This is a genomic window from Streptomyces sp. NPDC048417 (assembly GCF_040651615.1).
Taxonomy (GTDB): Bacteria; Actinomycetota; Actinomycetes; order Streptomycetales; family Streptomycetaceae; genus Streptomyces.
Map to the genome: position 1 here is coordinate 110,367 of NZ_JBEZKI010000005.1, position 11,925 is coordinate 122,291.

At 71.2% G+C, this 11,925-nt stretch carries 10 protein-coding genes; 6 read left to right on the top strand and 4 right to left on the bottom strand.

Annotation, left to right across the window (positions count from 1 at the left end; translation table 11 throughout):
• The first annotated feature begins 81 nt into the window (after positions 1-81).
• Complete coding sequence (locus AB0D59_RS09605) at positions 82-1,857, top strand: GMC family oxidoreductase (RefSeq protein ID WP_362562892.1); 1,776 nt, start codon at positions 82-84, stop codon at positions 1,855-1,857.
• A gap of 122 nt (positions 1,858-1,979) precedes the next feature.
• On the opposite strand, the gene AB0D59_RS09610 is transcribed toward AB0D59_RS09605, so the two are convergent.
• Positions 1,980-3,005 (bottom strand): LAETG motif-containing sortase-dependent surface protein, encoded by a 1,026-nt coding sequence (locus tag AB0D59_RS09610; RefSeq protein ID WP_362562894.1) that lies wholly within the window; start codon positions 3,003-3,005, stop codon positions 1,980-1,982.
• A 205-nt stretch (positions 3,006-3,210) separates the two neighbouring features.
• Here AB0D59_RS09610 and AB0D59_RS09615 point away from each other — a divergent pair, with 205 nt between their 5' ends.
• Entirely contained in the window at positions 3,211-4,356 is a 1,146-nt protein-coding gene (locus AB0D59_RS09615; protein ID WP_362562897.1) for a hypothetical protein, read from the top strand.
• A gap of 687 nt (positions 4,357-5,043) precedes the next feature.
• On the opposite strand, the gene AB0D59_RS09620 is transcribed toward AB0D59_RS09615, so the two are convergent.
• Complete coding sequence (locus tag AB0D59_RS09620; RefSeq protein ID WP_362562899.1) at positions 5,044-5,352, bottom strand: chorismate mutase; 309 nt, start codon at positions 5,350-5,352, stop codon at positions 5,044-5,046.
• Between the two features lie 291 nt (positions 5,353-5,643).
• On the opposite strand from AB0D59_RS09620, the gene guaA reads away from it, so the two are divergent.
• On the top strand, positions 5,644-7,224 hold the full coding sequence (gene guaA, locus AB0D59_RS09625; RefSeq protein ID WP_362562902.1) for a glutamine-hydrolyzing GMP synthase: 1,581 nt from the start codon (positions 5,644-5,646) through the stop codon (positions 7,222-7,224).
• A gap of 3 nt (positions 7,225-7,227) precedes the next feature.
• On the opposite strand, the gene AB0D59_RS09630 is transcribed toward guaA, so the two are convergent.
• Positions 7,228-7,731, bottom strand: coding sequence for a pyridoxamine 5'-phosphate oxidase family protein (locus tag AB0D59_RS09630; RefSeq protein WP_362562904.1), 504 nt, complete (start codon positions 7,729-7,731; stop codon positions 7,228-7,230).
• A 139-nt stretch (positions 7,732-7,870) separates the two neighbouring features.
• Between AB0D59_RS09630 and AB0D59_RS09635 the strand changes: the two genes are divergently transcribed.
• Complete coding sequence (locus tag AB0D59_RS09635) at positions 7,871-8,665, top strand: class II aldolase/adducin family protein (protein ID WP_362562907.1); 795 nt, start codon at positions 7,871-7,873, stop codon at positions 8,663-8,665.
• Between the two features lie 194 nt (positions 8,666-8,859).
• On the opposite strand, the gene AB0D59_RS09640 is transcribed toward AB0D59_RS09635, so the two are convergent.
• The gene (locus tag AB0D59_RS09640) at positions 8,860-9,747 is read right to left on the bottom strand and encodes a DUF4429 domain-containing protein (RefSeq protein WP_362562910.1); all 888 of its coding nucleotides are present in this window, start codon (positions 9,745-9,747) and stop codon (positions 8,860-8,862) included.
• A 188-nt stretch (positions 9,748-9,935) separates the two neighbouring features.
• Here AB0D59_RS09640 and AB0D59_RS09645 point away from each other — a divergent pair, with 188 nt between their 5' ends.
• A complete protein-coding gene (locus tag AB0D59_RS09645) occupies positions 9,936-11,213 on the top strand; it encodes a hypothetical protein (protein ID WP_362562911.1) in 1,278 nt (425 codons plus the stop codon).
• Between the two features lie 177 nt (positions 11,214-11,390).
• A complete protein-coding gene (locus AB0D59_RS09650) occupies positions 11,391-11,921 on the top strand; it encodes a DoxX family protein (protein WP_362562913.1) in 531 nt (176 codons plus the stop codon).
• The last annotated feature ends 4 nt before the right edge of the window (positions 11,922-11,925 follow it).

Here is an 11,925-nt window from a genome sequence, read left to right on the forward strand (position 1 = left end):
GGCCGTATCGATATGCGGCTCCGCCGCGTGGGCGCGAGCAACCACGATCCACCCGCACGCGACACTCAACGAGGAGCACCCGTGCCCCAGGACACCTACGACTACGACGTCATCGTCGTCGGCTCAGGATTCGGCGGCTCCGTCACCGCACTGCGCCTGACAGAAAAGGGCTACACCGTAGGCGTCCTGGAAGCCGGCCGCCGCTTCGCCCGCGAAACCCTCCCCAAGAACTCCTGGGACATCAAGAACTACCTCTGGGCCCCCGCACTCGGCTGCTACGGCATCCAGCGCATCCATCTCCTCGGCAACGTCATGGTGCTGGCCGGCGCGGGCGTCGGCGGCGGCTCGCTCAACTACGCCAACACCCTCTACGTTCCGCCGAAGGCCTTCTTCGACGACCCCCAGTGGCGTGACATCACGGACTGGCAGCAGGAGCTGAAGCCGTACTACGACCAGGCGCAGCGCATGCTCGGCGTACGGCTCAACCCGACGATGACCCCCTCCGACGTCCACCTGAAGGCGGCGGCGGAGAAGCTCGGCGTCGGCGACACCTTCCATCTCGCCCCCGTCGGCGTCTTCTTCGGTGACGGCAAGGACGCCGACGGCGAGGCGAAGGCCGCGCCCGGCGACCAGGTCTCCGACCCCTACTTCGGCGGCGCCGGCCCGGCCCGCAACGCCTGCACCGAGTGCGGCGAGTGCATGACCGGCTGCCGGCACGGCGCGAAGAACACCCTCAACGAGAACTACCTGCACCTCGCCGAACAGGCGGGCGCGGTCGTGCACGCCATGACCACCGTCGTCTCCGTCACCGACGACTCCCAGGGCGGCTACGCGGTCGCGACCCTCCCCACCGACGACAGGAAGGCGAAGGGCCGGATCCTCAAGGCGCGCCGGGTCGTCGTCGCGGCCGGCACCTACGGCACCCAGACCCTGCTGCACCGGATGAAGGCCGGCGGCCAACTGCCGTACCTCTCCGACCGGCTGGGCGACCTGACCCGTACCAACTCCGAGGCCCTGGTCGGCGCCCAGACCGACGACCGCCGCTACCGCAGGGCCCACGGCACCCCGAAGGCCGACTTCACCCGGGGCGTCGCCATCACGTCCTCGATCCACCCGGACGAGAACACGCACATCGAGCCGGTCCGCTACGGCAAGGGCTCCAACGCGATGGGCGGCATGTCCATCCTCCAGGTGCCGTACGCGGAGGGCTCCTCCCGCGTCCTCGGCTGGCTGGCGAACGCGGCCCGCCACCCCCTCCTCGTGCTGCGCTCGCTCTCCAACCGGCGCTGGTCGGAGCGGACCATCATCGGCCTGGTGATGCAGTCGCTGGACAACTCCCTGACGACGTACCTGAAACCGGACGGCGTCGGCAAGGGCCTGCTCACCGCCCGGCAGGGCCACGGCGCCCCCAACCCCAAGCAGATCAAGGCCGCCTCTCAGGCGGCCACCGTGCTGGCCGCCGAGATCAACGGCTTCGCCGGCAGCAACGTCGGCGAGCTGATGGGCACCCCGCTCACCGCGCACTTCCTCGGCGGCTGCCCGATCGGCGACTCGCGCGAGACCGGGGTCATCGACCCGTACCACCGGCTCTACGGCCACCCGGGCATCTCGGTCGTGGACGGCGCCGCCGTCTCCGCGAACCTGGGCGTGAACCCGTCCCTCACCATCACCGCGCAGGCCGAGCGCGCGATGTCGTACTGGCCCAACAAGGGTGAGGCGGACCCGCGGCCACGGCAGGGCGAGGCGTACGAGCGCCTCCGGCCGGTCGAGCCGCACCGCCCCGCGGTCCCGGCGGAGGCCTTCGGCGCGCTGCGCCTGCCGCTGCTCGACATCCCGGCCGTGCCCCCGAAGAAGTAGCCCGGGCGTCGCGTACCCGGACGCCGAAAAGGGACCTGTGCCCCCCTCCGAGCCCAGGTCCCTCTTCGTCCGGTGTGCGCGGCCGCCGTACGACGACGGTCCGCGCGACCTCGTTCACATGGCTATGCGGCCGCCCCGGCCTTCCGGCGCCGCACCACGAACACCGCACCGGCGCCGGCCACGACGGCGACCCCGCCGACCAGGCCGATGACCGGGAGCGCCGAGCTGGAGCCGGTCTCGGCGAGGTTGCCGGTCGGCAGGTCGGAGACCTCGCCCTGCGGCCTCTTCACGGAGTCCTTGCCGCCGTCGTCGCTCGGCGTGGCCGTACCCGGGTCAGGGTTGGACGAGCCGGCCTTGAGGACCGTGAAGTCGTACTGGGCCCAGCCCTCGGCGATGCAGTCCTGGCCGTCGACCTTGTCGAGGTAGGCGCCGGAGCCGAAGGAGTAGGCGTCACCGGCGGGCGCCTTGGCGTCGATGGAGACGCGCAGGTCGACCGACCGGCTCGCGCCGGACTTGAGCTTCTCGACGTAGAAGAAGTAGTCGCCGGCCCAGTCGTCGCTGCCGATCCGGTCCCAGGAGCCGCTGTCGGGGTTCTTGAACTCCAGGTCGACGTACGGGCTGAGGTACTTCGACTCGGTGAGCTCGTAGTTCTCGATCTCGGCGTAGAAGGCGACGCCCTCGATGTCGGTCTTCGACTCGTTGGTCACGACCAGCTTGAAGCCGTGGAAGCCGTCACCGGCGACGATCTTGCCGGGCAGGCCCTTGATGTCGGCGGACACCTTGGCGTTGCCGAAGTCCTCGTCGAGGTCCTCGCAGTACGGGACGTCCGGGTCGGACGGGTCCTCGCTGGGCTCCGCCGAATCGGACGGCTCGGCCGAGGCGGACGCGCTGGCGCTCGCGCTGTCGCTGGGCGAGGCGGACGCCGAAGCGGACTCGGACGCCGACTCGGACGCGGAGGCGCTGTCGCTCGGCGCGGCGGAGTCCGACGGGGAGGCCGACGCGGAGTCGCTCGGGATCTCGCTCGGCGCGGACTCGGACGCGGGCGTGGAGGGCTCGTCGTCCGCGAAGGCGGCCGGTGCGGACAGCAGGGCGATCGGCGCGATGACAGCCGTGGCGGCTGCCGCGGCCATGGCGCGGCGAAGCTTCATGAGGACCCCCGTGATTAGGTGCGGCAGACGGATGTAACCGCTGGTTCCGGTGAAGTGACCCGCGAATCCTGTGAATGGTTGCCTCCGCCTTCACGGGATTCTTATGTGACGGTCGTCACTTCAGGGCGTCCGCAGGGGTGGGCATGTCCACGGCGGGTCGCATGGTTATTCTCGCCCCCGTCGAACGGCCGAACGAGAGAGTGTCATGTCTGACAGACGGTCCGAGCAGTCGTCGGGGGACGAACCGTCGTCGTCCTCCTCCATACCCGATGAGGTGTGGGAACAGTTCATTCGCGACACCGAGCGCGACATCCGCAAGTCCGCTCCGAAGGAGCCATCCGCCCGCGCCCGTGAGGTGACCCAGCGGCTCAAGGGCCGTCAGGAGCCCGAGGGTTGGCGGACCGGGCCGGCCTGGCGGGAGATGGAGGGGCGGGCCGCCCGGCGCCGTAAGATCTGGGCGGTCGTGGGTCTGCCGGTGGCGATCGCCGTGGCCGTCGTGGCCATGCGGCCCTCGCTGATCCCCGGCGACCCCTTCGGCTCGTCCTCCGGTACCGACACCGCCACCTCGACGCTCCCCGCCGAGACCACCGCCCCGACCGCGCCGCCGTCCGCGGTAGCCGCCGACACCCCCACCCTCGCCCGCCCGTTCGCCGGTTCCCCGGCGCTGCGCTGGGCCGACGGCGCGGACGGCATCGTGCTGCCGAAGGCCACCGCGCTCGGCTCGATCCCCAGGGACCGCGTCGAACTGGCCCTCCAGCAGACCAAGAAGCTGCTGGTCGACGCCAACCTCAACCCCGAGGTCGTGGCCGGCGCGCACCCCGATGCCGCCCTCGCCGTGCTCGACCCCAAGCAGCCCCGCCTGCTCGACGAGCTCAACACCGCACTGCGCACCCCGAGCAAGGCCCACGACCCGCTGTCACTCTTCAGCCGCTTCGACACCGAGGACGTGCACCTGGCCGGCCAGGTCGTCAAGACGCGCGGCCGGATCACCTTCGCCAAGGGCAAGTTCGAGGGCGTGGCCGTGCACGCCGACTTCACCTTCGTCTACCCGGTCGTCCGTGCCGACGGCTCCACCGAGGTCGCCCGCACCATCGTGCGCCGGGTCATCGACACCGAACTCTCCGACCCCGCGCACTACCAGGTCACCCCCGGCCGCCTGACCCTGCGGAGCTACCTCCAGGACGCCGGCAACTCGGCCTGCGACATCTACGACGGCTACCTGCACCCGCAGTTCCCGTCCCAGGCGCCGACGAGCAGCGCCGCCCCGACCGGCCCGTCGATCGACCCGTACGACCGCAGCCGGAAACTCGGGAACGAGCCGGAGGGGTGCGGCACGGTGAGCCGTACCTAGCCGTAGACCTCTTTGCGGGTGTCTGCGGGTGTCTGCGGGCAGGCGAAGGGCCCCGCGGGACGGAGCCGCGGGGCCCTTCTTCCGTCAGCACCGACGTCAGGGCAGCGCCGGTGCCGGGGAGCGGCGCCGGGGGGTTGCGCCGCTGGTCTCTGTGCCCTGTGTCACCGTCCGCGTCCCGGGTCGGCGCCCCGGCGTACTCGGGGCGTACGGCAGGTCTCGACCTTTGGCGGACGGTCGGCACACGGCAATTCCGTTGCCTGAACCGGGACTTGGGAGCTGTGAAGGCCTTGGGGGCCTTCTAGGCATCGTGCTGGATGCACGCGGCCTCCGCAACCGTTTGACCCAGCCCTTATGCATTTTTGCAATTTTCCGCCGGTCGGCCCCGGGCGTCCCCGGAGCCGGCCGTCTCTGGTGTGACCGGGCTGCTGTCCCCTGCCGTCCGGTCACGTGACTGGAACGAGGTCCCACGGCGCACGGCACAATCCGTACGCCTCATCGCTCCAGTGAGCCACGCGTGGTTCTTTCGGGCCCGCCCCTGGCTGACACGGACACCCCACCAACGAAGCGGTTCGCGTGCCGGTCACGCGCCGTACGGGTGAGAAGGCCCCGAACTCAGGTCCGCCCGAACTCAGGTCCGCCCGACTCGGATGCGACCGACTCGGATGCGACCGACTCGGGTGCGCCCGCTCAGATGCGGCCGCGGCACAGTTCGAGGAGTGTCATGGCGAGGGAGGTGCCCGGCCTGCCGAGCGCCTCGCTGTAGTGGCCGAGGACCTCCATCTCGCGGGACAGGCTCACCCGGCGGCCGCCGGAGGTGATCCGGGCCTCCTGGATGACGGCGGAGACCGCCATCCGTTCCTGGATCAGACCGATGATCCGGTCGTCGAGCGCGTCGATGCGCTCCCGCGCACCTGTGATCACGTCGGCGGCCTCGGCGGTACGGGCACCGGTCTTCTCGGCGGGGCTGACGTGCTGCTCGGTGGGGCTGGCGGTCATGTCGGGGGCTCCTCGTTCTCGTCGTTCTCGGGAGACCCCCGGGCCGGCACGATCCGGAGAAACACCAGGCGCCCCGGACCTTGTCGGCCCGGGGCGCCTGGGGAAGTCGCTTGTCAGTTGCTCAAGCGTGACGACCATGGCAGCCGGCGGGCCGGTTGCCATAGGTAAAGAGGAAGGTCGTCTGCGTGAGCATGGCGGCGAGTATGCCACATCACCTCGTCAGGGTGTCCCGCGCCCGCCCCGTTAGAATCGGTAACCACAGACCCCCGCCCCACCGCCGGAAGGCACCCCGTGTCATCAGCGACTCCCGCTGCCGCCACCCCCGACACCGTCCTGGTCGTCGACTTCGGCGCGCAGTACGCCCAGCTCATCGCCCGTCGCGTCCGCGAGGCCCGGGTCTACAGCGAGATCGTGCCGAGCACCATGCCGGTCGCCGAGATGCTCGCCAAGAACCCGGCGGCGATCATCCTCTCCGGCGGCCCCTCGTCCGTGTACGAGGAGGGCGCCCCCCGCCTGGACCGCGCGCTCTTCGAGGCCGGCGTCCCCGTCTTCGGCATGTGCTACGGCTTCCAGCTGATGGCCCAGGTCCTCGGCGGCACGGTGGACAACACCGGCGCCCGCGAGTACGGCCGTACCGACCTGCACGTCTCCAAGCCGGCCTCCACCCTCTTCGAGGGCACCCCGGCCGAGCAGCACGTGTGGATGTCGCACGGCGACGCCTGCTCCGCCGCCCCCGAGGGCTTCGCCGTCACCGCGTCCACGGACGTCGTCCCGGTCGCCGCCTTCGAGAACGACGAGAAGAAGCTCTACGGCGTCCAGTACCACCCCGAGGTCATGCACTCCACGCACGGCCAGCAGGTCCTGGAGCACTTCCTGTACCGCGGTGCCGGGCTCACGCCCTCCTGGACCACCGGCAACGTCATCGAGGAGCAGGTCACCGCGATCCGCGAGCTGGTCGGCGACAAGCGCGCCATCTGCGGCCTGTCCGGCGGCGTCGACTCCGCGGTGGCCGCCGCCCTCGTCCAGAAGGCCATCGGCGCCCAGCTGACCTGCGTGTACGTCGACCACGGCCTGATGCGCAAGGGCGAGACCGAGCAGGTCGAGAAGGACTTCGTGGCCGCGACCGGCGTCCAGCTGAAGGTCGTGGACGCGCAGGAGCGGTTCCTGAAGGCCCTCGCCGGCGTCTCCGACCCGGAGGCGAAGCGGAAGATCATCGGCCGCGAGTTCATCCGGGTCTTCGAGCAGGCCCAGGCCGAGATCATCGCGGACGCGGGCCCCGAGGTCGCGTTCCTGGTGCAGGGCACGCTCTACCCGGACGTCGTCGAGTCCGGTGGCGGCACCGGCACCGCGAACATCAAGTCCCACCACAACGTCGGCGGCCTCCCCGAGGACCTGGAGTTCAAGCTCGTCGAGCCGCTCCGCAAGCTCTTCAAGGACGAGGTCCGGATGGTCGGCCAGGAGCTCGGCCTGCCGGAGGAGATCGTCCAGCGCCAGCCCTTCCCGGGCCCCGGCCTCGGCATCCGGATCGTCGGCGAGGTGACCAAGGACCGCCTCGACCTGCTCCGCGAGGCCGACGCCATCGCCCGCGAGGAGCTGACCGCGGCCGGCCTCGACCGTGACATCTGGCAGTGCCCGGTGGTCCTGCTCGCGGACGTCCGCTCGGTCGGTGTCCAGGGCGACGGCCGCACCTACGGTCACCCGATCGTGCTGCGCCCGGTCTCCTCCGAGGACGCCATGACGGCCGACTGGTCGCGCCTGCCGTACGACGTCCTCGCGAAGATCTCCACCCGGATCACCAACGAGGTCAGCGACGTCAACCGGGTCGTCCTCGACGTCACCTCGAAGCCGCCGGGCACCATCGAGTGGGAGTAGTGCCTACCGGCGCCTGACGGTGCGCAGGGGCCGACCGGGCTGCCAGATCTCGACGACCAGGTAGGTGTCGTCCTCGACGCGGGTCCTGACCACCTCCGTCAGCTCGGTACGGAAGAGGTGGAACGGCTCCGGCGGTTCCACCTCTTCCATGTACGCCCCCTTCACCGCCGTATCCACGACCTCGTACGCCCGCCCGGCGATCCGTACGTCCCCGCCGCCCATGTCGGTGCCGTCCCCCGGATTGGCCTGGAGCGCGAACCGCGGGTCGCGCTCCAGGTCGAGCGCCTTCACCGAGGCCGGCATCATGCCGAGCCAGAGCCCGCCGTCCAGGAAGCGGACCTCCAGGCCCGAGGTGCGGGGGGAGCCGTCCTTGCGGAGGGTGGCCAGGACGTGGTGGCGGTGGGCGGCGAAGCGTTCCTCGACGGTGCGCGCCAGGTCGGGCACGGCGGCGACGAAGGCCGCCCAGTCGGTACCGGCTGTTCCGCTCGTGGGGGCTGTACGTGTCATACGAGCCATGGTGCTGCCGATACCCGACATCTTCTGTCGTGATTTGCTCGCGCGCGTCATCTTTACAGAACAGCTCTGTTTTCCTGCGCTGACCGACGGTAACTTCCGCCCGTAACACAAACCCAGTGCTGGAGGACCTATGCACGGGCCGACCCCGCCCCTGCCGCTGCCCACCGATCAGCTCCGGTTCGCGATGCCGCCGATGCACGACTCGCTCGACGACGAGCGTCGGCACCGCAAGGAACGGCTCGCGGGCGCGCTGCGGATCTTCGGCCGGGCCGGATTCGAGGACGGGGTGTCCGGGCACATCACCGCCCGCGACCCCGAGTACTCGAACTGCTTCTGGGTCAACCCCTTCGGCATGCCGTTCAAGCACGTCACCGTCAGCGACCTCGTCCTGGCCAACCAGGACGGCCAGGTGATCGAGGGCCGCTACCACGTCAACCAGGCCGCCTTCACCGTCCACGTCCAGGTGCACGCGGCCCGCCCGGACGTCGTCGCCGTCGCCCACTGCCACTCCGTGCACGGCCGCGCCCTGTCCGCCCTCGGCGACCTGCTCGACCCGATCAGCCAGGAGAGCTGCGCCTTCTACGAGGACCACGCCCTCTACGACGCCTTCACCGGGGTCGCCGTCGACGCCGACGAGGGCCGCCGGATCGCCGGCGCCCTCGGCTCCCGCAAGGCGCTGGTGCTGCGCAACCACGGGCTGCTGACCGTCGGCGACTCGGTGGACGCGGCCGCCTGGTGGTTCCTGTCGATGGAGAAGTCCGCGCAGGTCCAGCTGACCGCCAAAGCCGCCGGCCGCCCGCTGCTCATCGACCACAAACTCGCCGTCGCCACCCGCGAACAGCTCGGCGGCGACCTGGTGGCCTGGATCAACTACCAGCCCCTGTGGCAGGACATCAGCCGCTCCGAACCGGACCTGCTGAGCTAGCGCCGCAACAGGCGACGTTCGCCCCGTCGCGACGCCCGACACGCCCTCTCGCCGCACCGGACGGAAGCCCGAGTACATCCCGTACGAGGGCTTCCGTCCGGCACTCCCCCAGCCTCCGGCCGGGGGACCCCCAGAGAACGCGCCGGACGCCGCCCCTGCACGGGCGAACGTTGCCTGCCGCGGCACTGGAGGCATCAGAAGCTCCTGAGCACGGCCGCCTTCGTCAGCGCGAACTCCTCGTCCGTGAGGACCCCGTCCCGGTGCAGCTCGCCCAACTCCCGCAGCCTGCGCAGCAGTATGTCGTGATGGTCTGCCGACTGGCGCGGCACGGCCGCCGGGGGCCGGTCCCGGTCGGCGTACTCCGCGCCCGCCCGGGTCGAGGGATGCGGCAGCCGGGCCGTGACCGCCGCCGCGACCAGCGCCGTCAGCAGATCGCGGCGGACACTGCCCCACAGGTCCAGGGCGTAGGGGTCGCGCTCTGCCGGCAGCTTCGAGAACACCGTCTCCCGGGTGACGAACCGCAGAAAGCCGTCCTCGTAGCCGGAGTTGGGAAGCCACTCCACCTGCACCAGGTCGCCGATGCCGATGATGCGCGGCCCGGTCGCCCGCTTGACCCGGTCGGAGGTGTCGGCCCAGTCGATCCGCACCTGCGTACCGTCGAACGACACCGTGCCGTCCGAGGACCGCACCGACACCGGCACCGGCGGCCCCGGCAGCAGATACGCCTTCGTCGGCTCCGCGGGGATCTGTTCCAGCAGCAGCGACTGCCGGATCTCCGCCACGACGTACTCCGCCACCCCCGAGCGGTCCCCTTCTACCGTCAGCCGATACGGATCCGCTCCTTCCGGCAGCCGCCCGCCCGTCGCCTGCAGCAACGGATCCGCGCCCTCGCGCAGCCGCATCCGCAGCCGCCCGCGCTTGCGCTCCGGCTCGTACACCACCCCCGACACCGCCTCCAGCGGTACGGCGATCTCCCCGTACGTCTGCCGGAACAGCGGCACGGAGCGGTGGCGTCCCGGCGTGATCCGGACCGTGCTGCCGTCGAAGGCCCAGGTCCCGTCCCGCTGGATGATCTCGGCCATGGGGGAATTCTCGCAGCCGGGTCAACCTGTCGGCCGTACCTTCACCCGTCGTGACCAACCTGCTGAACGCGAACAGCGTGGCGTAGGGCACAATTCGCTCTCGACACAAGGGACTTGCACGGCGTTGTCCGGCCCCGGGGAGGGCCCTGCGCGTCGTGCCCCGGGCGTGGGGAAGGCGGGCGTCGGGCGTGGCGGTGCAGGAGGCGAGGCAGGGTGCCGGTTCCGGTGTCCACGGAGGCGGGTGCGCGTGCGGGGACTGTCCGCACGGGGCACGCGAGGGGCACCGGCGGGCGGTCGCCGAATTCCTCCTCAAACGCGAGGAGTTCGCGGCCGGACAGGGGCTGCCCGCGGCGGTGGCCCACTCCGCCTCCGCCTCCCGGCAGTGGGTCTCCGAGGAACTCTCCCAGTCCGCCGAGGTGGTCGCCGAACGCGGCCGCGCCGAGGGCGAGGCCTGGCTCGCCCGCCTCTGGCTGCGCACCGCGTGCACGGTCTGGGCGGCCGTCGTGATCATGCTGCTCGCCCAGTCCCTCACCGCGATCGGCGCCGGCTGGACCAGCGCCCGCACCGCCGGACTGGTCGCCGCCGTGGCCGTGGCCCTCACGCTGACCGCCGCCTCCTGGTTCCACCGCTCGCGCGGCGGAGTGCTCGCCCCCGTGATCGGCGAGGACAACCGCATGTCCACCTCCCGCACCGTGGCCGCCTCCTGGGTCCTCTTCGTCGCCTACGCCGTACTCGTCCTGGCCTGCCGCCTGGCCGTCGCCTCCTCTCCCGCAGACCGGGACGCCCTCATCTCCGGCCTCGATCTCGCCCGCGGCGCCGGTGTGGTGACCGTCCTCGCCGTGGTCTGCGGCATCGCCGTCCTGGTGCGCCGGGTGGTCGGCCTGCGCATCCTCGGCCAGCGCCTGCAGAAGGTGCGCGCGCACCGCCCCCGCGCGGCCGACCTGCTCACCGACGACTCCGGCCGGGGCACCTTCGCCGACATCCAGTACGTCGTGATCGGCGCCGTCGCCCTCGTCTTCGCCGCCGTACGCCTCGCCCGCCGCCCCGACCAGCTCCCGGACCTCCCCTGGGGCCTGGCGACGGTGGTCCTGATCTCCGCCGCGACCTATCTCGCCGGCAAGTACGCCGAGGGCGGCCGCCCGGTCATCCTCTCCGTCGTCCGCGCCCGCGAGGCCGGTGACCTGGACGCGCCCATCCGTACGGGCGACGACATCGAGATCCGCGGCACCGGCTTCGTCCCGCCCGGCGCCCAGACCGCCGACCGCCTCTCCCGCATGGTCGTCCGCGTCGGCGCGGTCAACGTCCACGTGCCCCTGGTCCCCGTCACCGGCGGCTTCAGCAATCCCACGGACAGCGTCCTCACCGTCCCCGTGCCCGCCGAGGTGGAACCCGGCTGGGTCGAGATCCAGGTGGTGACAGCGGCCGGGGCGGCCACCAACCGGTGCGTGGTGGAGGTGACCGAGTAAGGGGACCGGGTGAGGGGATCCGCGGGCGGGGGGCCGGGTGAGGGGGCCCTCGGCCGGGTGACGAAGACCGACCGAAATTCGTAAAAATATCCGGAGGAGGATTGAGCGGGTCGCGGTTGTCGTACGTATGGTCTGTTGAGGGGCTCTGGGTACAGCGGCGAGAGGCGGCTAGTGGCGATGACTCACGGCATTCGTACGGACACGCACCCCCCGTATCTGGACGGCGATCGCGGCCTGCGCGAGACCGCCACCCGATATGCCCTCCTTCCGCTGCGGATCTTCCTCGGCGTCACCTTCATCTACGCCGGCCTGGACAAACTGACCGACAGCGCCTTCCTGAAGTCCGGCGGCTCCGGCTCGATCGGCGACACCATGCGCGGGGTGCGCGACTCCGCCGCGATCCCGGCCCTGGTCGACCTGGCCCTGAAGAACCCCGTCGGCTTCGGTACCGCGATCGCCATCGGTGAACTCGCCGTCGGCCTCGGCACCCTCTTCGGCCTGCTGGCCCGCCTGGCCGCCCTCGGCGGTGCGCTGATCTCGCTCAGCCTCTGGCTGACCGTCAGCTGGGCCAACTCCCCGTACTACTACGGCAACGACCTCGCCTACCTGATGGCCTGGCTGCCCCTGGTCCTGGCCGGCGCCCCCTACCTCTCCTTGGACGCGATGCTGCGTGCCCGGCGCCGACACCGGTCCGGGGGCCTGCGCTAGCACC